This is a genomic window from Kitasatospora sp. NPDC085879 (assembly GCF_040686255.1).
Classification (GTDB): Bacteria; Actinomycetota; Actinomycetes; order Streptomycetales; family Streptomycetaceae; genus Kitasatospora.
In genome coordinates, this window is record NZ_JBFBJZ010000093.1 from 1 (window position 1) to 20851 (window position 20851).

The window sequence follows — 20851 nt, forward strand, 5'->3', positions numbered from 1 at the left end:
ACACGGGGGAATCCACCGCCCGCCCGGGGCTCCGTGGCGCCCGCCGAGGGACGGATCCGGACGGGCGGATCGGGACGGGCGCGCCGGAAGTATGGGACACCTCGTTCCGGCGGCCTCCGGATGGCTGTTCGTCACAGACCACGGACGACCCGTAACGCATCGAAGCTTCGTTGGTGGCGGACGATATGAACAATCGCCACCACCAACGAAGCTTCGATCATGTCCGGTCAGCCCTGCCGGCCGGCCGTCTCACAAGAGCGCAGCGACTCGGCCCGAGCCCCCGAAGACATGATCCGCCTCGATGTCAGATCACCAGGGAGCGGTACAACTCGGGGCGCCGGTCGGAGAGCACATGGTTGTGTTCACCGAGCCGCTTGTCCTGTGCCTCGGCCAGGTCGCAACGGGCCATGACGATTCCGCTGCCGTAGTCCGGAACCGGTCCTGCGGCGAGGAAGCCGTCCGGCCCTGCCACCACTGACCCCCCGGTCCATCGGGTGCCGCGCTCGTCACCCACCCGGTCGCACACGGCGATGAACATCCGGTTGACGGCTGCATCTGCCTGCACCCGCACAATCTCCGAAGGGCGTTCCCCGGTCGGACGCGGGAAGCGGGGCCAGTTCGCCGGTGCACACAGCAGCTGCGTCCCCTGAAGTGCCGCCACCCGCACCCACTCCGGGAACTCGAGGTCGTAGCAGACCATCGCCCCGATCCGTCCCACCGCCGTCTCGACGACCACCGGCAACTCGTCCCCGGCGACGAACAGCTGCTTCTCGGCGCCCCACAGATGAGCCTTGTGACAGACCGCCCTGAGGCCGGACGGATCGACGATCACAGCGGTGTTGCGGAGCCGGCCTTCAGCGTCCCGCTCGCACAGTCCTCCGACGATCACAAGACGGTGGTCGTCGGCCAGATCCGCCCACTCGGCGACCGTCGGCCCGTCCGTGGTCTCCGCCAGGGCCTCGGCCTCGGCCCGGTCGCGGAAGACATAGCCGCTGTTGGCCAACTCGGGCAGGACGACGACGTCGGCGCCTGCCGAAGCCGCCTGCTCGACCGCCTCCCGAAGAACCCTCCAGTTCCGTGCCGGCTCCGCCACGGCCAGCGGCACCTGACAGCAAGCCACGGTGACAGCGCTATCCGGCACTGGTGGCTCCCGCCGCCGGCGCTGCCTGCGCCACAAGACCACGGCTCAGCCCGAAGTACAACGAACCGGAGACCACCAGGCCCACGGCGAAGGAGACGTCCGCACCGCCCAGTGCTTCGGCCCCCGGGCCGGTGAAGAAGGAGGTGGCGAAGAAGGGAACCATCGTGCCGAAGCCCACCGCAAAGGACAGCAGTCCTCGCCACGACCAGCGCCCGTACATGCCCCGGGGATCGAAGATGGCGCTGACCGAGTACTCACCTCGGCGCACGAGGTAGAAGTCGACCAGGTTGACGGCCGTCCACGGGACCAGGAAGTACAGCATCAGCAGCAGGAAGTTGTTGAAACTGCCGAGGTAGTCGTCCGGCAGGACGAGTGCCACCACGAAGACGACCAGTTCGACGGAGACGATCCCGACCACACGACTGCGGACGGACGGCCGCACGGGTCGGAAGGAGTCGATGGCGCTCGTCGTTGTCAGCATGGCCCCGTACGCGTTCACCGCCATAACGGTGATCAGCGCCAGTGACGACACCAGAACGACCGCGGTCCCGAAGCCCGGTGCGATGCCGTTCCCGACCTCCTGAAGGCTCGTGATGGCATCCGGCGCCGGCATCCAACTCGCAATCAGGGCACCCAGCGACATCAACCAGACGGCCGACCCCGCCGCACCCAGGTAGGTCCACGAGATCACCTTGACGGCAGGCACGTTCGCGGGCAGGTAGCGCGAGTAGTCCGACACGTAGACGGCGTAGCTGATCTGGTAGCCGGCGGCGACGGAGAACACCGCCAGGAAGGAAGTCCAGGACAGTCCGTCGGCCACCCCTGCCTCCGGCGTGTCCAGGTTGACCAGAGCGCCGACGGTGAGGATCCCGAACATCGCGATCAGGACGTAGGTGAGCCACCGCTGGACAAGGTGGAGCAGGTCGTGGCCGACCACCGCAAGGATGATCGAGACCCCGATGAGAAGGACGTACCAAAGTTCCCTTCCGCCCGGAAGGAGGAGTCGGAGGCCCTGGGTGGCCAGCACCACGTTGAAGACGTTGAAGCCGATGTAGACGAAGGTGACGGCGGCGAAGGGGACGACTGCGCCGCGCACTCCGAACTGGGCACGGGACTGGATCATCTGGGGCAGGCCCATTCTCGGCCCCTGGTTGGCGTGGAAGGCCATGAAGAAGGTGCCGAAGCAGGCCCCCAGAACCAGTGCCAGGACCGACCAGGAGAGGCCGAGCCCCATCGCCGGACCGATGAATCCGGTCACCATGGTCGTGAGGACGAAGTTCCCGGTGAACCAGAACGGTCCCTGATGCCAAACCTTTCCGTGGCGTTCCTCCGCCGGAATGTGATCGATGGAACGGACCTCGAAAAGTCCGGTGCCGGACAAGCTTCTTCGCCGATTGCCGGTCATGAATCTCCTGATTCGGATATAATCATCGTCGAAAAGATCACGCTGGCCCACCGGTGCCGGTTCGAGCGGCAGTACCACTTGAACAGCGCGGAACCGGCGGGGCCGCCGCACCAGGAAATCACTCACGGCCATGTGAAACATGAGCAGAGGCTACTCATCTGCTCTCGCCCGGGCCCGATTGAACCGTCCCAGAGCTACCTGGAGGGCCTTGCTCCGAGAAAGGGCCGGCTCATGCTACGCAGGTGTTCTGGCTGTGAGCAGGGGCTGAAAGAAGCCGCTCTGCTCGGGAGTCATCCATGCAGTGCCTTCAAACCCTGCCTCACTCGCAAAGTCTGTCAGTTGGCCCTGCGTGAGAGCCCAGTACGCCGTCCGGCGCACCTTGACATTCCAATCGTCATCGTCGGGAATGACCTGATAATGTTCCAGGTCGTATCGCTCGCCATCGCTGTGCCAGTCCCACAGCTGGAAGGTGATTGTCCGGCTGCTGCCGGAACCGTGGATTTGTGGTGCGGTCGAGGTGGGCCGTGATTCACGGATCCGGTCGTAGGGTCTGGTGCTGATCAACAGCAGGCCCTGCCTGCGCAACACGCGGCGCATTTCGCCCAGCGCCGCGCGCAGATCCTCCGCGGTCAGCAGGTGGGGCAAGGCATTGTCCGCGCACACGACAACGTCGAAGGCCGCATCCTCAAAGGGGAGCGAGCGCATGTCCGCCACCCTCGTGTGCATCTCGACGCCACGCCGAGCTGCCTCGACTCCCGCGCGCTCGACCGCCATCCGGCTGATATCCGTGCCTGTCACCTGGTGTCCGTGAAGCGCAAGTCCAATGGACTGCGTTCCAATGCCGCACGCGCAGTCCAGCACGGTGACGCCATCTCGGCCGAGCGTCGAACGAATAACCGCGTCCAGGGTCCGGCCCTGGAGGTCAACAGTGGCGTCCCAGTCGCCATAAATCAGATGGTAATCAGCTGCAAGCTGGTCGTAAAATATTTCCACATCACCCATTGGAAAAGGCTACATCACTTCTGAATCATGTGGCAAGGGCTGGCCGTCCTCGCGGTGCCCGGAATTTTTTATCCAGTTTGAGTAATCGATACTCTCGACTCTTCTGTCCATTCGGTCCGGCCGGGGGCGGGGGCGGCGAGGTGGATGGCACGGCCGGCGCCGGGCGGCCCGGGTGCTCCTGGGCCGGTCGACGGGCGGATCGGCGGAGATGGTGTAGACCTCCTGGGGCCGGTTCCGGTTCTGCCGGCCCCAAATCCGGCCGGTTGCTTGACTCGGGGCATGGTGGCGTATAGTCCGCACCAAGGAGATCCCTTGTTGATCGCCTCCATTTGTCACGCCCGAAATTCGCCTTTCGGGGCGGAAAATCGTGCAAAGGAATCGCTGATGGATGCGGTACGCCATCACGCCGACCGTCTGTGGCCACTTACCGGGCGGGACGGACAGTTCGAGGTATGCCGCGAGGCCGCAGCGAACCCGTCGTACCGAGGACTGGTCATCAGGGGCGAAGCAGGCGTAGGAAAGACCCGGCTGGCCGAAGAGGTGTGGCGCCACCTGTGCGATTCCGGCGCCTCCGGCGGCCGCGCCACCGCCACCGCGGCGGCAGCCGCCATGCCGCTCGCCGCCATCGCCCACCTGTTGCCCCCCGGCCTTGATCTGACGGATCCCGCCCCGGCGTTCCGTGCCGTGGCCGCCTCCCTGTCGGGTCGCGGGCCCCGCTACTTCCTCCTCATCGACGATCTGCACCTGCTGGACTCCCCATCGGCCGTGCTCGTCCGCGAGCTGCTGGACGACGGCAGGGTCTTCCTGATCGCCACCCTGCGCTCGGACCTTCCCGCTTCCGATGCCGTTGCCGCCTTGGACAGGACGGACGAGACGGCCCGCGTGGAGATCGCCGCGCTGGACGAACCCACCACCGAGGCCGTGCTCACCCGTGCCCTCGGCGGTGTCGTCTCACGCAGCACTGCCCACCGGCTGTACGAGCGCAGTGGCGGCAATCTCCTGTTCCTCCGTGAGATCGTCCTCGGACTGCTCGCGTCCGACGGACTGCAGCGTCAGGGCGCCGCCTGGTGCCTGGCGCGGTCCGAACACGGAACCGCCGCGTCGCAGTCACCGGGGCTCGACGCCCTCGTGGAAGCACGCCTCGGACAACTCGTCCCGGAGGCCAGGCGAGTCCTTGAGACTCTTGCCGTGGCCGGGCCCCTCAGCCTCGCCGCCCTCGAGGACCTGGTGGCCCCCGAGGTCGTGGCCGGCCTGGAAGAGCGGGACCTGGTCCATGTTCAGACGTCCCGGGCGCGTACCTCGGTGGTCCTGGCCCATCCCCTCTACGGCGATGTTCTCCGGAACAGGATCCCGGTCACCCGCCACCGGGCCATTCTCGCCCGGTGCGCGGCCCATGTGCTCCACAAGGGCGTCCGCAGGGTGGAGGACCCGCTGCTGGTCGCCAGCTGGCAGCTGGCCTCGGCGGGCGAGGCGTCCACTCCTCTGATTCTTCGCGCCTCGGAGCTGGCGGCCTACAGCCACGACCACCTCCAGACCGTCCGCCTGCTGGAGTCGCTGCCCGACGACGCGCTGCCCCTGATGTCCCGCAGGCTGCTCGGCACCGCCTACTTCTTCGTTCGGCGCTTCGATCAGGCGGAAGCGGTGCTGGCCCGCGCCTACGCCGAGGCCGCGACCGAGGCCGAGCGCTTCCGCATCGCCGTCGACCGTACCCTCAACCTTGCCTGGTCGGGACAGGGCGCCGCCGCCCTGCGCGTGAATGCGGAGGCCCTGGACCGCACGAACGACGAAGCGATGCGCGCTGCCCTGGAGGTCAACGGAGCCTCACTGCGCGCCTTCTCCGGGAACCCTTCCGCAGCGGTACTACGGCTGCTGGAGGACGCGGACCACGTCGAGGACGAACGGGTCCGGGTCTACGCCCAAGGCATTCGTGTCATGACGCTGGCCTCGATCGGCGAGACGAAGGAGGCGCGAAGACTCGCCGCGGACCACTATCTGACGCACCGGGACGCGAGCCGACGCGTGGTGCTGCCCCACCCGTCGGCCGCGCTGATGGTCCAGGCGACGGCCGGTCTCGCGGGCGGTGACCTGGAGGCGGCGACCGAGGCAGCCATGGAGGGCCTGCGTCTGGCCCTCAAGGACGACGCCGTGCTCGTCGTCATCTCGCTGAGCGTTCTCCTCGGCCGCATCGCGTGGCTGCGCGGACGGCCCGAGGACGCCCACCGCTGGTACTCCGAAGCGCTCGCCATCAGCCTGCGTGAAGGCGTCCCCATGGCGCTCCGCGACGCGACCTCGGGTGCCGCCGCCTGCGCGGCCGTCCTGGGCCGCGTCGTCGAAGCCGAGCAACTGCTCCGGGAGATCGACGACTACGCCGAGGCGGCCCCGGTCTGGGGCGAGGAATCGCTGGGCCAGGCCTGGCTTTTCGCGGCGACCGGCCTGGTCCGTAGGGGCGGTGAGCTGATGATGGAGGCCGCGCAGCGGGCACGGGCAGCGGGGCAGACCGCCTTCGAGATGTTCTTCCTCGGGGAAGCCGCCCGGCTGGGCGCGGCGCCCGCTGTCGCTGATCGACTCGCCGAACTCGAGGTCGTCTCGGACAGCTCCTTCGCCCGGCCCTTGGCACTGTTCGCTCGGGCCATGTCGGTGAAGGAACCCCAGCTGTTGATGGAGGAGGCCGTCCCGGCCCTCCGCGCGGCGGGACTTCAGCTCATGGCGGCCGAGACGGCGGCCGCAGCGGCGCACGCCTTCCACCGCGCGGACGAGGCACGGATGGCGCAGGCAGCGGCCACCACGTCGAGGGGGCTGGCCGACGCCTGCCAAGGTGCGGTGACGCCCGGGCTCGCCCTGCCGTCCCCGTGGAAGCCCCTTACCGCCAGGGAGAACGAGATCGCCGTCCTCGCCGTCCAGGGCCACTCCAGCCGGCGCATCGCCGAGATCCTCACCCTCTCCGTCCGCACGGTCGACAATCATCTCCAGCGCGTGTACGCCAAACTCGGCGTGACCTCCCGGGCCGAGCTGGCCGACCGCCTCTGAGTGGCTGCAGGCGATTCCGGGGGAGAGCCGTGCGTCCTATCGACAGTCCTCCTCGAAGCCGAGGGCCTCGCATTCGTCTCCTGTGACGGTGTCCGCCCCCTCGCCGTCGAAGCCGGCAAAGCACTCGACTTCACTCGTGTGGTTGTCCCCCACCACGGTGGTGAATATCTTGAGCACCCTTTCTTCATTCATTCGGACACGCAGGCCGTCGAAAGGAGAAAAAGGCAGGGTGCACACCTTGCTCCACTGACGGCTGTCCGCGAAGGTGATGACGCTGACCCGAACCGGAGAAGCCGCAGGCGCCACCGTCGGATCAGAGGGTCCGCATGCGACGAAGCCCAGCGATGCGCACTTCTCCGCGGTGAGTGAGCGGCCCTCATCGTCGACCACAAGGCACGTCACGGCGCCGCCGGGCTCGTCCACCACGACCGTGACAACGTTCAGTACCTCGTAGGCATCGACACGAATACCCATTCCGGGAAAAGGGGCGAAGGGCAGGTCCGCGACCCGCGCCCACTTCTTTCCGTCCGTCTCAATAACGAGGCGCACCCCGAACGGGCCGGCCTGACCCTGGCTTCGCATCTTCTCTCCCCGCCCTCACTGGTCGTCAGTTGCCGCCCGCAAGACCCTAGCTGCCGGGTCTTCGGCCCAGGAGATGCTAACAGCACCAGGAACACCACATCTCAGGCATCCGAATCCCCTGGCAAATGGCACGCGACTGTCGACCGGTTCAAGAGCAGAAAACACTCATGACAGCGCCGGCGTTGCCGTTTGCCCGCCGGTCCGGACAGGCAGAAGGAGCGGTTGTGGCTGAGGCCGCTCAACGACAGGACCCGCTGTCCGACGTGCTCGAACGGTCAGCGGTCCGGTCGAGTGTGAAGGGACGGCCCGGGTGTGACGGCCGCCAACCCTGCCCCAGGGCGGTCCGGACAGCGCGCCCGACCTCGGCCGGAAGGGCAAGGGACCCGTGGATCGCCGCATCCGCAATCAACACGGCACCCTGGGGCTCGACCTGCTGAACCACGAATGCCTCGCCCATCCAGCAGACCGGGCACTCGCGTCTCCCTACCTGCCAGCGATAGACAGCGCCATCCACGGTGATCGATCGTGAGTGCTTCTTCGGCAGCGCCATACGGCTCCCTCCCGGACAGCGGTCACCTCTGTGCCCGCTTGCCCGAAGCGTACGCACTACCCGTCCCCAGCCATGGGCCCGACCTTCGAGGAGCACACCTCGTCCGCGGCGCACCCGGAGGCCGACCGGCACGGCACGGACGGGAATGAGTAGACAATGCTCTGAGCAGGTGCTCTGGCAGGCGCTACTCTCCACGGCTATGTGTGACGTGCATGATGATCCCGCTCCTGATGCCCGGCAGGTCGACGACCGGCTGACCAGCCCGAGCTTCGTGGTGTCCGCCGATCCGGCCTGTGTTCTGCGGCTGTCGGGCAGGGCGAGCAGTCCGGAGGCGCAGCTCGTGGCAGCGGTGTACCGGGCATCGGCCGCGCTGCACCGTACGTTGGGCCCGGGAGCGCGACGGCATGTGCTGGCGCTCGATGCGGCGCGGTTCGGGGACCGGGAACTGGCCGCGCGGTTCACGGCCGTGAAGATCGAGGGTGAGCCCGCCTCCGCGTGGGAGGTGCAGTGGGCCACGGGTTCCTGGGTCGATCAGCGGTTCGTGTGTTCGCTGGCAGGCTCCGACGGTCCGAGCTCCATGGCCTCTGCCGTCGTGGACGGGCGCGTGGTTGCCGTCGGTGCGGGAGCACAGAACGGAACGGTGCGCGTCTGGGACCTGGAGACCGGGGTGGAGACCGGTGATCCGCTGACCGCGCACGGCCGTGTCTGTGCCACAGCCACGGCCGTGCGCGACAACTGCCCGGTGGCCGTCCTTCTGAGCGCAGCGCCCAGCGAGGGTGCCGGCAGCGCGCTGCAGGTCTGGGACCTCTCCAGCCGCGAGCAGTTGTGCGACATCCGCACGGCTCCCGCAGACGACGTAGCGACCTTCGAAGTGGAGGGCCGTCCCATGGCTGTCACAGCCCACGGTGACGGGACGCTGCGAACATGGGACCTCGTGGTCGGCGAGCCGGTCGGCGGTCCACTCACCGGACACACCGAACGCGTGGTGGGCGTGGCGACGGCGGTGGTGGACGGCCGCCCGATGGCCGTCAGCAGCAGCGACGACCTGACCGTGCGCGTATGGGACCTCACCACACGGCAGCAGGTGGGTGAGCCCCACGCCGTCGACGTCGAGGACACCTATTCCTGGCGAGTGACGACGGCGATGGTCGACGGCCGTCCCGTGGTGGTGTCCGCCGAGGGCAACGACGTGGCGAAGATCCAGGTCTGGGGCCTGCTCGACAGGCAGCCGGTCTCCGAGTTCGTGGGGGAGCCGAACCTGTGTCACGAGATTTCGACGGCGGTGGTGGACGGCCGTCCCGTGGCTGTGACCGCGGACAACGAGACCGTCCTGATGGTGGACCTGGCGACCGGCTCGGTGACCGGCGAGCCCATGCTCGGTCACCGCTACGACTACACCCACGATTGCCGCCCCGTCGAGCGGACGGCCACCGCCGTGGTGAACGGCCGGCCCTTCGCCATCACCCAGGACGAGGGTGGCAGGACACTGGTGTGGAACCTGGGATCCGGCACCAGGCTGGGAGATCCCCAGCGAGGGCACATCGCCGACTGGGAGGTCGAAGTCCTCGACACGACCAGCGGCCGGGACGGCCGACCCGTCGTCGTCAGCGTCGGCTACAACAGAGCCACGGTGATCGCGTGGGACCTGGAGACCGGACGGCGCGTCACCGAACCGTACGACGCCGCCGGAAGCTGGGTCACCGGCGGAGCGGCAGCACACGTCGATGCACAGCCGGTCGTCCTGGTCTCGGACAAGCGCGGGACACAGCTTTCCGAGGTGGCCACCGGCCGTGAACTCGGCCGCATCCCGCACGCCGCCACGTGCGTGTCCGCCGAACTGGACGGCCGGCCCGTCGCCGTCACTGCCGGAGACGGCGACGCGATCTCGGTGTGGGACCTGGCCACGTGTCAGCACGTACGGAGCATCACCCATGGGGACCCTGGCGGCGTGAAGTCGCTCGCCGCCTCCGTGGTGGACGATCGGCCCGTCATCGTCACCGGCAGCGCCCAGGGCGCGGTGGCCATGTGGGACCTGGCCACCGGACGCCAGGTCGGTGACACCGTGAACTGCGGCGCCGAGACATGGGGCATCACCGTGGCGGCGACGGAACAGGGGCCCTTGGCCGTCGTCCTGGGCAAGGACACCACGGTGCAGGCATGGGAACTCCTCACGGGCCGGGCCCTCGGCGGCTCCCTCACGCCCTACTCCGCGGGGGAGGAGTGGACCCTCCCCGTGGGAACGGTCGTCGAAGGCCGGCCGTGCGTGGTCACGGGCGCCGGGCAGTTCGAGGGTCCGAGTGGCACGCTGCGCGTGTGGGACCTGCTGACCGGGCAGCAGGCAGGCCCCGACCTGGCGTTCCCATGGCCGGTGACGCGTCTTGAGCAGGCCCCGGGAGGACGCCTCCTGGTGGCATTCGGACGGGAGATCGCCCTACTGACCCCCCGCCGCAAGAGCGCCTGACCTCGCCCGCGCGCCGGCACGGAACCGGGACAGGACGCCATCCTTCCTTCCCCCCGCCAGTCCGTCGCCGGCGACCCCGGCCCGTTTCAGCGGCCCCGGATCGATGTGCACGTCCGGATTGATTTCACAGGTCGGGCAGGCTCCGGCACTGCGCCCACCTGAATGACGGAGGTAAGAGCTTGTGACAGGTGATCTCACGGATCCGCGGTTCCTGGTGCACGGCGATCCGGAACAGGTTCTGGCGGTCGCCGATGCCGCGAAGGGCGCGGAGGAGGTGCTGTCGGCGGCGGTGTATCGGTCCTCGGCACACCGGCACCGCACCGCGAGTCCCGAAACGCGCCGGCAGCTGCTCGCGCTGGACGCGGCGCGCTACGGGGCGTCCGAGCTTTCAGCACGCCTCGGCGCGGTGCCCGTGCCCGACGCTGCGAGCCCGCAGTGGGAGGTGGAATGGGCCACCGGATCGAAGGTGGATCCGCGGCTTCGGTCCACGCTGACCGGGCACACGGCGAAGGTGCAGTCGATAGCCACGGCGGTCGTGGACGGCAGAGCGGTGGCCCTCACCGGCAGCAGGGACTTCACGGTGCGGGTGTGGGACCTCGCCACCGGCCGGCAGGTCGGAATGCTGCCGATCTATGCGCCGTTCCCGTGCAGCTGGCCGATGTCCGTGGCCACCGCGGTCGTGGACGGAAAGCCGGTGGCACTCACCTGCTGTGACACCTTCAAGGTGACCGTGTGGGACCTGACCATCCACCAGCGGATCGGCATGATGGGCAGCCATCGCGTCGGTGGAGCCGAAGGCCGGATCCACAAGGTGGAGACCGCCGTTGTCGACGGAAGGCCGATCGCTCTCACCAGCGGGGTCGACAAGAAGATCCGGATGTGGGATCTCCGGACCCGCGAGCCGTACGGCAGGCCGCTGGCCGTCCGCAGCGGAATTCGCCAGTCCCTCCAGTCCCTCCAGGCCCTCAGGAGACGTGGACCTCTCACCGATCCCACCGACCTGGTGCTGGCCATGGCAAGCACCGTCGTGGACGGAAGGTCCGTAGCCGTCACAGGAGGTGTGTCCGCAGACGTACGAGTGTGGGACCTGAAGAGAGGCAAGCAACCGCGCAGCCCTCTCTCCGGGCACACGGACCTGGTGTTCGCCGCAGCAGCTGCAGTCGTCGACGGACGACCCGTCGCCGTCACCGGCGGACGGGACGAAACGGTGCGGGTCTGGGACCTGGCCACGTACGAGCAGATCGGTGAACCGCTCACCGGCCACGTGGACGCGGTGGAAGCAGTGGCGACCGCAGTCGTCGACGGACGACCCGTCGCCGTCACCGGCGGACGGGACGAGACGGTGCGGGTCTGGGACCTGGCCACGTACGAGCAGATCGGTGAACCGCTCACCGGCCACGTGGACGCGGTGGAAGCAGTGGCGACCGCGGTCGTCGACGGACGACCCGTCGCCATCACCGGCGGACGGGACCAGAAGGTGCGGGTCTGGGACCTGACGACGCGCGGGCAGGTCGGTGAGCCAGTGAGAAGTCACACGGACTGGGTTCCGTCGATGGCGACTGCGGCTCTTGACGGGACACCCGTCGCCCTCATCTGTGGCATCGATTCCACCCTGGTGGCCTGGAACCTGGCCACCCGCCGGCCGCTGCACGAGCCGCTCGCCGGCCCCGCCGGCCACGCGTCGTCGGTAGCGACCGCAGTGGTGGACGGCAGGCCGGTCGCCGTCACCGGCGGTGTCGACAAGACGGTGCGGGTGTGGGACCTGGCCACCTGGAAGCAGGTCGGTGAGCCGATGCCGGGGCACACCGCCCATGTGCGGTCGGTGTCGACCGCGCTGCTGGACGGGAGACCGGTCGCTGTCTCCGGCGACGAGGACGGCACCGTGCGGGTGTGGGATCTGACCACCCTGGAGCGCATCGGTGGGCCGATGCTCGGTCACACCGCGCCGGTCACTGCGGCGGCTACAGCGGTGGTGGGCGGACGCGCGGTCGCCGTCACCGGCAGCCATGACCACACGGTGCGCCTCTGGGATCTGGCCGCACGCGAGCAGGTGGGTGAGCCCATGCTCGGCCATGCCGACGCGGTCTGCTCGGTGGCGACGGCAGTGGTGGACGGGAGGCCGGTCGCACTCACGGGCAGCAGGGACTCCACCGTGCGGATGTGGGATCTGGCCACTCGCCGGCAGCTGGGTGAACCGCTGAGCGGTCACGACGACTGGGTCACCTCCCTGGCCACCGCAGCGGTGAACACGACCGGCATCGCCGTCAGCGGCGGCGCGGACGGGACGGTACGAGTCTGGGACTTGACCACCCGCCGGCCCGCCGGGCCCGAACTCGTCTTCCCCGCACTGGTGTCCGCCGTGGCCGTGAGCCCGACCGGCCACCTGATCGTGAGCTTCGGGGGCGAGATCGTCGTACTGACCCGTCCATAGACACGCGGCCTGCCCCTGTCCTGGCTGTTCCATGGCCCAGGACAGGGGTGCGGCGCGCAGTGCGCGTCGTTCTGGACGGGGCCGACACGGGCGGGCTCCGTCGCGGGTCCGACCCGCGACTCGACCTCGCCATCGCGCTTGTGCCTCTGATGCGATCCCGCGTCCGGGACAACTCGTCCCTTACCAGGGGACGACGCCCTCGTCGTCGAAGAACGCGCCGGACGGGCCGTCGTCCGGCAGCGTGGCGAGCCGGATCGCCGTGGCCGCGCCCTGCTCCGGGGTGCGGTTCCCGAAGAAGCCGGTGAAGTCGGTCGCGCACAGTCCGGGGCAGGCGGCGTTGATCAGGATGTCCGTGTCGGCGAACTGCCGGGCGTACTGCACGGTCACGGCGTTGAGGTACGACTTCGACGGCGCGTAGGCCGCCATGACCGCTCCCAGCTCGATGGCCGGGTCGGCCTGCCGGGTCACGGAGCCGACGCTGCTGGAGATGTTGACGATGCGCGGCGACGGCGAGCGGCGCAGCAGCGGGAGCATGGCGTTCGTCACCCGGATGACGCCGATGACGTTGGTCTCCACGACCGTGCGGACCAGGTCGAGGTCGAGGGTCGTCGGGTCCTGCACCCAGCCCGGACCCATCTCTCCGGGGATGCCCGCGTTGTTGACCAGCACGTCCAGCCCTCCGGCCTCACGCTCGATCAGTTCCGCCGCCTCGGCGACGCTCCGGTCGCCGGTCACGTCCAGCGGCACGCCGAACGCGTCGGCCCCGGCGGCGCGCAGCTTCTCGACGGCGGTCTCGAGTCGGCCGGCGTCCCGCGCTCCGACGGCCACGCGGTATCCGAGGGCCCCGAGGCCGGTGGCGATCGCGTAGCCGATTCCCTTGTTCGCACCGGTGACCAGTGCGATCTTCGTTTCGCTCATGCCGTCCATGCTCGTGCCCAGGTGAGCGCGCCGGCCAACACCGATCGGGTTCGCTGTGATACCCGGTAGGTATCGCTGGGGTACGCTGTCGCCGTGGACGCCTTGGAGACCCGCGAGCTGAGATACTTCGTGGCCGTCGCCGAGGAGCTTCACTTCGGCCGGGCCGCCGAACGCCTGGGCATGGCCCAGCCGCCGCTGTCGCGGGCGGTCCAGCAGCTCGAACGGCGTCTCGGCGTCCGCCTCCTGGAACGCAACCGCCGCGGCGTCGCGCTCACCGATGCCGGAACGGTGCTGCTGCACGAGGGCCGCGCGACGCTCGACGCGGCCACCGCCGCCGCACGCCGCACCCGTCGCGCCGGCGGAGCGGACAACCCGGGCGGGGAGCGCACCCGTCTGGTGCTGGCGGTGAAGACCGCCGCGGCCCACGAACTGCTGCAGAAGCTCCTCGACGCCTACGCGGCCGAGCCCGACGCCGCCGAGGTCGAGGTCCTGCAGTGCGGCATGTGCGACCAGGAGGCACGGCTGCGCGACGGCAGCGCCGACGTCGCGCTGATGCACATGCCGTTCAACTCCCTCGCCGGGTTCGACAGCGAGGAGCTCATGACCGAGAACCAGTTCGCCATCCTGCCCGCCGGACACCCCCTGGCCGCGCGCGAGACCCTGTCCCTGGCCGACATCAGCGACGTCCCCGGCCTCCCCCCGGCGCGCTGGCCCCGTCACGGCGTCTATGCGCCCGGCCCCGGCCCCGAGATCCGCGATCAGACGCAGTTGGCGCAACTCGTCGCCCTGGGACGCACCGTCGCCGTCGTGCCGGATTCCGCGCGCGCCTGGCTGTGGTCCGAGCACGCCGCCGTCCCCGTGACCGACGCGCCCCCTGTCGTCACCCACATCGCCTGGCCCGCGCACAGCCGCTCACCGGCCCTGGCCGGCCTGGTCAGGACCGCCGTACAGCTCGCATCCTCCCGGTAGCCGCCGGTGGGGCGGAGGGCCCCCACCGGCTGGCGCGAAGCCCGGTCGGGCAGGCCCTCCCGGGGTGGAAGAGAGCGTCGGGCGCCGACCCGTCATCACCGCCTCACGGCACGCTCAGTACCAGTGGTGGGACTGCCAGAACGACCAGGCGCCGCAGGGGCTGCCGTAGCGGCTGTTCATGTACTTGAGGCCCCACTTGATCTGCGTCGCCGGGTTTGTGCGCCAGTCCGCGTCGGCGGTGGCCATCTTCGAGCCGGGCAGGGCCTGCACCAGGCCGTACGCGCCGGAGGACTTGTTCGTGGCGGTGTAGTTCCAGCCGCTCTCGCGCTTGACGATCTGGCTGAAGCAGGAGAACTGGTTGGCGTCGCCGACGATCCGGGCGGCCATCACCTGCAGCGAGCCGACCGGAAGGGCCAAGGCGGTCTGCGCGGTCGCCCGCCTGGCGGCCTCCTCGTCAGCCTTGCGCTTCGCCGCTTCGGCGGTCTTCTCGGCGTCCGCCTTGGCCCGCGCGGCGGCGGCGGCCTTGTGGCGGGCGGCCTCCTCGGAGGCCTTCTTGGCGGCGGCGTCGGCGGAGACCTGCTGGGCGTGCGCCTGGCGGGCGAGGTTGTCGCTGACGGTCTGCGCCTGGGAACCCGAGGGGATGCCGGTGAGCAGCGTCGCGCTCACGTCATCGGCCGCCCGAGCAGTCTTGTCCTCATTACCCGCGGCCGCGCCGACAGCAGCGGTGACGGCGGTGACGGCGGTGGCGGAGGCGACGGCAACTCCCCTGACCGAGAGCCGAGTCACATGGTTTCCTTCCTGCGGTGCCCGTCCGTGACCGTACGGGCGCAACATGCCCTCTGCCGCCTGCCTCCGTCGTTGCTGGTCACGGGAGACGCCGGCCTTGTAGCCGCCTCTGGCGGACTCGGACCGGCTCGGTGAACGGGCGGCGTGCGCCCCAACGGCGCGAGGGCCTGACAGAGCGCACACCATTCCGCACTGCAGACTTCTCCTGCAAGCGACAAATGCGGACATACGGGTAGTCGCGGAGGAATTGAGTAGCTCATACTCTCACTGCGAAAGGTGCATTTATTGGTAAATGGTGTGATTTCGCAGGATGCTGTTCTCGGCCCTGGTGGGCCATGGGGGTGCAAGTGGAAACGTCTGGACTTCGGGAGAGAATGCAACTCCCCAACGAGCGTGGGTCGGCGCTGTCCCCGCCGTCGACCCGCCGGCGCCTGCCGCCTGTTCCCCGAATGCAGATCGCCGAAATATTGTCTCGATTTCGAGAAGGGGCCGGCCTGACGCAGGGGGGGCTGGGGAGGGCGGTAGGCGTGAGCACTTCAACGATAAGTAGATATGAGGATTGGAGGAGTTCGCAGCGCCTCAGCTGGCGCCTGGTGGAGAAGATGTGTGCGGCCTGCGGATGCGGACCTGACGAGGTCGAGTCCACCGTTTCCCTGGCGCGGGAATCGAGAGACGGATGGTGGGTCGGCAATCGTGACGTCCAGACTTGGTTAAGCCCGCTGCTGGGCCTGGAGTACGAGGCGACAGAAATACGTATTTTTGCCGACTCGTACTTTCCTGAGCCGTTCCGGACACCCGCCTATGCGGCCGCGCTGTCCATGGCGGCCGGCGGTGGCACCGCCTGCGCCGAGGCCGCGGGCCGAGTCTCCGAATCGCGACTTCGAGAGCTGATTCTCGTCCGGCCGCCGCGGTTCCGACTCATCCTTCAGGAGTCGGCCCTCACGCGAACCGTAGGTGGCGCCAGCGTGATGCTCGACCAGCTGGACTACGTTCTGGCCGGTCTGCGAATCCTCCCCGTGGAAATCAGAATGCTCTCGGAGCAGCGAGTCGAATACGTTGGCCCCGGGTCATTTAGGTGCCTCTCCGGAATGGGTGCTCAAGGATTCGAGGTGGCTGTGTGCGACACGCTGGTCGAGGGCGTCTGCTACGATGCCAAGCCCCAATCCTCCAGGTTTTCTGAGCTGTTCGAGAGAACCTGGGATGAATGTTCAAAAGACTTTGAAGACAGGCTCCTGGAGGCGCGGAGGAGGTATTCGGAGCGCATATGAGGGAACCTTTCTGACAATGCCTACGGACGGTGCCCGCCACGCTAGGTCGCGGCGGGTCCGATCAAGGACGGCCGCCCCCCGAGACCAACCTCGGAAGTTCCGCCTTCGCATCACCGCCCAGCCGCCAACAACACGGCCACCGAGCCGCCCGCTCTGGAAGGCAACGCATCGAAGCTCCGATGGTGACAAGCGACTTGAAGAATCGCTTGTCCCAACGGAGCTTCGTGCCGTCCCGCCGAGCCCGGTGCGGGCACTTCCAGGTGCACGCCGGGCAGATGTTCTGATGCCGGTTATGGAATCGAATGCCCCCGGCAGGACCGCCTCGCCGAAGGTGCCGTACTTGTGGCACAGCGCGGACAGCGCGCGGACGTCCTCGTCGATCGCCTTCGCCAGGACATGGCGTGGCACGCCACCACACATCCATGCACAGTGGCAAGCCGGTCCGCACCACGGTGCGGAATCCCGTGATCACCTGACCGTGGTCCTGCCGGCGGAAGCGATCTGACCACAGCATCTGAGTAGGCAAGGCGGGATTCGAACCCGCACGTCATAGGACAGTGGATTTTAAGTCCACCGCGTCTGCCATTTCGCCACTTGCCCGTCGAGGAAATAATCCCGCCTGGTGGCGTCAACATCATGAGCAATTGATACTCGTCTTGATCGACCGACCAGTGCGGAGCGGGCTTCTCATCGACCACGGCGCGCAGTGCCAGGTGGGTTGCCGGCTGCGGGGGCCCCGGCCGGCGCGCCTCACCTACCGCCGTCAGATGAACCGACAGCTCACGCGCAGGAATCCCGCCACAAGCTTGCCCGGGACGTGTGCCACGGCAAGCGCGGCACCATCCACCAGGCGTACCGGGACGGGATGGCGGACCAGCTCGGCGCGCTCAGGCCGGTCCTCAACGCCATCGTGCTGTGGACCACGAAGCACATCGACGCTGCCGTCGAACAGTTCCGCGCCGAAGGCCACGAAATCCGTCACGAGGAAATCGCCCGACTGTGCCCGCTCAAGCACTTCACCGCCCCTACCCCAGCCGCTGGCGCCCTGCGCCCGCTGCGTGAACTGAAGTGCCCGCGCTTCTTGAGCCATTCTAGGCTGATCTCCTGGTCAGGAGGTGGCCAGTGAGATGGAGTAGAAGTGTGTCTCTGTCTCGATGAACGCCTCTTGAAAGTTGCCGTCATATGCTCTGATGAAGAAGCCGGTGATGGGGTTGAATGCTCCTGGCAGAATGGCTTCGCCGAAAGTGCCGTGCTTGCGGCACAGCGCAGAAAGCGGCTCGAGTTCTTTGTCGATCGCCTCAGCCATGGCGTGGCGCAGCAAGCTGCCACGGCGCATCCGTGGCAGATGGTTCAGCCGGTCCAGCTGGTCTTCACGGATGGCTTCGATGTCCTGTTGCATCACATCGGGTTCGACATCGGCGTAAATTGCGGGAATCAGCATCGAGGTGTCCACTGCCAGGGTGTCGGTACTGCCCGTCCTTGGGGCGGGGCGGCCCGGAAGCTGAACTGACCTTTCCTGCCTGTCCCACCGCAGATCGCCGAAGTTCGAGAAATCCCACAGCACTTCGACCGGAGCACGGTAATAGGGAAGTGACTTGACGTAGGAAGCCGCCTGTTCCGCCGCCGGCATGTGCGCCAGCGTCTGGTGCCATTCGCGGAAGTGGAACTGCTTCGGGGCGTCCTTGGGCTCCGGCCTGCCGTACCAGTGCAGTGACTCGCGCAGATCATGTGCGATGAAATGCTCGAAGCTTACATCGGGGATGTTTTCCCGCTGCAGGCAGCTGGCGTGGAGCTGGTAGTCTCCGCGAGCTCGGACGGGAGCAGTGTTGCGGAAGGCCTGGACTTCAGGATCGGGGTGGATGAAGCTTCTGCAGCCGCTGTACATCTGCGACCGAGTGGGGAGTCTCACCGCCTCGAAGTCCCTGTCCATAAACGCCTTGCCATCCAGTACACGTAACGCGCTCATTGCACCCTTCAAAGATCGACTATCGCGAGTTCCGCGGGCTCCTCGCCTGCTGCCAGCCACTCGACGACACCCAGGGCGTCCCAGTGGTCCCGGCCCAGCGCAAGGCCCGCCGCGCGTACGAGAATCGGGTCAGCGCACTCACGCCCTGACCATGATCGTTCTCAGCGCCAACCGCTGCACCGATGTTCCAACCGACGCCCATCGCATCCGATGTGAATAGGCGACAGCGGTCCTGGATCTCGTCGGCCGTCGGCTCCTGCTGGTGCTGCCAGGATCGTTGTACCTGGCAGCACATCGGCCACGGTAGCGACTGCGGAGGCCTGGCGCGGGCCCCCTTCACTCCACTGAGCGATTGAGCTGGGGAAACGCCGTCGGCTCGCATCAGATGCGAAAAACTCGCGTCCAATGCGATCGACGGAGAGTGATGGCGGATGGGTCAGGACGGCCTTGCCCCGCGGTCTGCTCGGCTGCACCTGGTCGACAGGCTGCCGATGCTGCGGCCGGACGAGCAGGTCTTCGAGGCGATGCTCCAGGGCTGGCGCAACCAGCAGCTCGCGCGGAACCTGTCGCCCGGGTATGTCTCCGTACCTTGGAGCTCGACCGTCCAAAGAGCAGGCTGATCTGGCTCCGCCGCCCCAACGTCATCCATCTCCTGCAGGACCTGGCGCGCGGCCGCGTCCCGCTCACCCATGCGGGCCTGCAGCAGCAGGAACACTGGCGCACGGCCGCCCACCTGCGCGACCTGCCCATGAGAGCAACGTTCTGCCCCCGGCCGACCGGCGGCTCCTGCTCTACGAACGCTGGCTCGCCGAACGCCTCGCAGCCGTCGATGACCCCGCGCGACACCAGCTTCTGCACCGGTTCGCCACCTGGCACCAACTACGGCGCCTACGGGCGAAGGCCGATGCCGAGCCCCTCAGGGAGGGCGGCCACCACGAGGGCGACGGCTTCCTCCGGCGTCTCGGTGCGCGCGACCAACTCCCCACCTCCGCGCCGCACCCCGTAGAGTCGCTCGTCGTGCGGGAACAGGCCGTACCCGATCTGCCCCGCCCAGTGGCCGTACCCGACCTGCTTGTTCTCCGAGGGCTCGATTCTGGTGGAGAACCACACGTTGAAGTGGCTGGTGATCGGCGTCAGCCTGCGGAGCGCCGGCTGGGCGTACGCCGCCACCAACAGCGCGTTCGTGCGAGGGGTCCGGCCCCACGACGATGTGTGAAAGCGGTCGAGCTTGACGTGCCACACCAACTCGACTGCGCCGAACGGCTCCTGCTCGTGCGCCAGGGCCCACGGGCGGAACTCGATGCACCGGGCCTGGGCTTTGGTCTCTATCAGCCCCGCACCGCTGATCCACGCCGCTGTTGCCCTGACCACTTCGGCCGGCTCCGCGATCCACCCACCGGCCATGGTCACGCCGTGGCTTTGCAGGCGCATCCAGAAGCCCCCGCACTGCTCGCCGGGCGGATACACCGACAACAGCCGCGAGCCCTCAGTCTGCTCGTAGGGCGGATACACCGTCACCCATCGGCCGAGTCCCTCATCGCCATACGTCGCGATGGCCGAAGCCTCACTGTCCGGCTCGGGCAGGACGACCCCGAGGCTCTCCGCTGTACGCCTCAACACCTCCCCGAGTACCCCGTTGACCCACTGCCGCTCGCCTGCCCCCGCCCTGAAGTTCACCCCCTCAGTATGCCGCGTGGCAGCGCCCGGTCTACCTGATCAACACATGGGGAGATGGGGGCCGACGATCCCTGTGACGGGAGGCGCAACTGCGGAACGTCTGGGACCACCGCTCGGACCCCGCGCGAGCAGAGCGGGCTTGTGAACGCACAGCCTGATCAGCAGAGCACCAACAACAACTGCTCGCAGGCGTCACGGTCGGCGCTGGTCGCGCCGTGGTGCACCAGGCGGACGTTGCAGGCGATCTCCCGCGAGACCGTCGACGCAGAACCCCGGAGCCCGCCAGGCGCTGTGTCCGCCCACCGGGCCGCGAGAGATCGCCTGGCGCCCGGCAGCATGTCCGGCACCTCCTGGCCCGGCACCGGGCCGTCTGGCGGACGCCGCCGGGCCAGGAGGTGCCGGACATGCTGCATCGGGACGCCAAGAGCCCGTCCCACCAGGCTGGGGGACTCGCCCTCCCACCACCGCCGACAGATCGCGTCCCGCCAAGCCTTCGGGAAACCGAAGTCACGCACGTGCATGTCCACTTGGACGTGGTCAACGACGGGTGATGTCCTGGCCCTGCGTGTCCGCCTTACGAGCTGGTGCGTGATTGCGGCGGGTTGGGCTTGCCTGGCTTGGGGCGGCATGATCTTCCGCTGTGACGATCATGGTGAACCGTGCAGTCC

The 20851-nt window shown here is 68.2% G+C and carries 14 protein-coding genes, 1 tRNA gene and 1 pseudogene; 7 read left to right on the forward strand and 9 right to left on the reverse strand.

What is annotated here, in order from left to right; genetic code table 11:
- Positions 1 to 304 precede the first annotated feature (304 nt).
- The 3 genes from AB0P35_RS37620 to AB0P35_RS37630 all read right to left on the reverse strand — a co-directional run bounded on the left by AB0P35_RS37620 (position 305) and on the right by AB0P35_RS37630 (position 3548).
- Positions 305 to 1183, reverse strand: coding sequence for a nitrilase-related carbon-nitrogen hydrolase (locus AB0P35_RS37620; RefSeq protein WP_363520144.1), 879 nt, complete (start codon positions 1181 to 1183; stop codon positions 305 to 307).
- The gene (locus AB0P35_RS37625) at positions 1131 to 2687 is read right to left on the reverse strand and encodes a cytosine permease (RefSeq protein ID WP_363520146.1); all 1557 of its coding nucleotides are present in this window, start codon (positions 2685 to 2687) and stop codon (positions 1131 to 1133) included. The genes AB0P35_RS37620 and AB0P35_RS37625 overlap by 53 nt, the downstream gene beginning before the upstream one ends.
- A 93-nt stretch (positions 2688 to 2780) precedes the next feature.
- Positions 2781 to 3548: a class I SAM-dependent methyltransferase gene (locus AB0P35_RS37630; RefSeq protein ID WP_363520149.1), complete on the reverse strand. Its 768-nt coding sequence runs from the start codon at positions 3546 to 3548 to the stop codon at positions 2781 to 2783.
- A 144-nt stretch (positions 3549 to 3692) separates the two neighbouring features.
- Between AB0P35_RS37630 and AB0P35_RS37635 the strand changes: the two genes are divergently transcribed.
- Complete coding sequence (locus tag AB0P35_RS37635; protein WP_363520153.1) at positions 3693 to 6575, forward strand: LuxR C-terminal-related transcriptional regulator; 2883 nt, start codon at positions 3693 to 3695, stop codon at positions 6573 to 6575.
- 36 nt (positions 6576 to 6611) lie between these two features.
- Here the strand turns inward: AB0P35_RS37635 and AB0P35_RS37640 are convergent, their stop codons facing one another.
- Positions 6612 to 7157 (reverse strand): hypothetical protein, encoded by a 546-nt coding sequence (locus tag AB0P35_RS37640; RefSeq protein ID WP_363520156.1) that lies wholly within the window; start codon positions 7155 to 7157, stop codon positions 6612 to 6614.
- Positions 7158 to 7876: 719 nt separating this feature from the next.
- Between AB0P35_RS37640 and AB0P35_RS37645 the strand changes: the two genes are divergently transcribed.
- Both AB0P35_RS37645 and AB0P35_RS37650 read left to right on the forward strand, forming a co-directional pair.
- Positions 7877 to 10168: a WD40 repeat domain-containing protein gene (locus AB0P35_RS37645; RefSeq protein ID WP_363520159.1), complete on the forward strand. Its 2292-nt coding sequence runs from the start codon at positions 7877 to 7879 to the stop codon at positions 10166 to 10168.
- A gap of 181 nt (positions 10169 to 10349) precedes the next feature.
- Positions 10350 to 12599 (forward strand): hypothetical protein, encoded by a 2250-nt coding sequence (locus AB0P35_RS37650; RefSeq protein ID WP_363520162.1) that lies wholly within the window; start codon positions 10350 to 10352, stop codon positions 12597 to 12599.
- Between the two features lie 180 nt (positions 12600 to 12779).
- On the opposite strand, the gene AB0P35_RS37655 is transcribed toward AB0P35_RS37650, so the two are convergent.
- A complete protein-coding gene (locus AB0P35_RS37655; RefSeq protein ID WP_363520165.1) occupies positions 12780 to 13517 on the reverse strand; it encodes an SDR family oxidoreductase in 738 nt (245 codons plus the stop codon).
- 93 nt (positions 13518 to 13610) lie between these two features.
- On the opposite strand from AB0P35_RS37655, the gene AB0P35_RS37660 reads away from it, so the two are divergent.
- On the forward strand, positions 13611 to 14486 hold the full coding sequence (locus AB0P35_RS37660) for a LysR family transcriptional regulator (protein WP_363520168.1): 876 nt from the start codon (positions 13611 to 13613) through the stop codon (positions 14484 to 14486).
- Positions 14487 to 14600: 114 nt separating this feature from the next.
- Here AB0P35_RS37660 and AB0P35_RS37665 read toward each other — a convergent pair whose 3' ends face one another.
- Positions 14601 to 15272 (reverse strand): transglycosylase SLT domain-containing protein, encoded by a 672-nt coding sequence (locus AB0P35_RS37665; protein ID WP_363520171.1) that lies wholly within the window; start codon positions 15270 to 15272, stop codon positions 14601 to 14603.
- A gap of 449 nt (positions 15273 to 15721) precedes the next feature.
- Between AB0P35_RS37665 and AB0P35_RS37670 the strand changes: the two genes are divergently transcribed.
- Positions 15722 to 16540, forward strand: coding sequence for a Scr1 family TA system antitoxin-like transcriptional regulator (locus AB0P35_RS37670; RefSeq protein ID WP_363520173.1), 819 nt, complete (start codon positions 15722 to 15724; stop codon positions 16538 to 16540).
- A 519-nt stretch (positions 16541 to 17059) separates the two neighbouring features.
- On the opposite strand, the gene AB0P35_RS37675 is transcribed toward AB0P35_RS37670, so the two are convergent.
- Positions 17060 to 17140, reverse strand: a tRNA-Leu gene (locus tag AB0P35_RS37675).
- 152 nt (positions 17141 to 17292) lie between these two features.
- Here AB0P35_RS37675 and AB0P35_RS37680 point away from each other — a divergent pair.
- A pseudogene (locus AB0P35_RS37680) lies at positions 17293 to 17666 on the forward strand (Tn3 family transposase); the annotation flags it as partial.
- Here the strand turns inward: AB0P35_RS37680 and AB0P35_RS37685 are convergent.
- Positions 17649 to 18506, reverse strand: coding sequence for a hypothetical protein (locus AB0P35_RS37685; RefSeq protein ID WP_363520176.1), 858 nt, complete (start codon positions 18504 to 18506; stop codon positions 17649 to 17651). The pseudogene AB0P35_RS37680 and the gene AB0P35_RS37685 overlap by 18 nt on opposite strands.
- 431 nt (positions 18507 to 18937) lie before the next feature.
- Between AB0P35_RS37685 and AB0P35_RS37690 the strand changes: the two genes are divergently transcribed.
- Entirely contained in the window at positions 18938 to 19126 is a 189-nt protein-coding gene (locus AB0P35_RS37690) for a hypothetical protein (RefSeq protein WP_363520179.1), read from the forward strand.
- 268 nt (positions 19127 to 19394) lie between these two features.
- Here the strand turns inward: AB0P35_RS37690 and AB0P35_RS37695 are convergent, their stop codons facing one another.
- The gene (locus AB0P35_RS37695; RefSeq protein WP_363520182.1) at positions 19395 to 20183 is read right to left on the reverse strand and encodes a DUF6193 family natural product biosynthesis protein; all 789 of its coding nucleotides are present in this window, start codon (positions 20181 to 20183) and stop codon (positions 19395 to 19397) included.
- Between the last annotated feature and the right edge of the window lie 668 nt (positions 20184 to 20851).

Excerpts from the sequence above, each read along its gene's own strand:
- AB0P35_RS37625 (WP_363520146.1), bottom strand. The coding sequence starts at position 2,687 with ATGTTTCACATGGCCGTGAGTGATTTCCTGGTGCGGCGGCCCCGCCGG.
- AB0P35_RS37630 (WP_363520149.1), bottom strand. The coding sequence starts at position 3,548 with ATGGGTGATGTGGAAATATTTTACGACCAGCTTGCAGCTGATTACCAT.
- AB0P35_RS37635 (WP_363520153.1), top strand. The coding sequence starts at position 3,693 with ATGGCACGGCCGGCGCCGGGCGGCCCGGGTGCTCCTGGGCCGGTCGAC.
- AB0P35_RS37640 (WP_363520156.1), bottom strand. The coding sequence starts at position 7,157 with ATGCGAAGCCAGGGTCAGGCCGGCCCGTTCGGGGTGCGCCTCGTTATT.
- AB0P35_RS37655 (WP_363520165.1), bottom strand. The coding sequence starts at position 13,517 with ATGAGCGAAACGAAGATCGCACTGGTCACCGGTGCGAACAAGGGAATC.
- AB0P35_RS37670 (WP_363520173.1), top strand. The coding sequence starts at position 15,722 with ATGCAGATCGCCGAAATATTGTCTCGATTTCGAGAAGGGGCCGGCCTG.
- AB0P35_RS37685 (WP_363520176.1), bottom strand. The coding sequence starts at position 18,506 with ATGAGCGCGTTACGTGTACTGGATGGCAAGGCGTTTATGGACAGGGAC.
- AB0P35_RS37690 (WP_363520179.1), top strand. The coding sequence starts at position 18,938 with ATGGGTCAGGACGGCCTTGCCCCGCGGTCTGCTCGGCTGCACCTGGTC.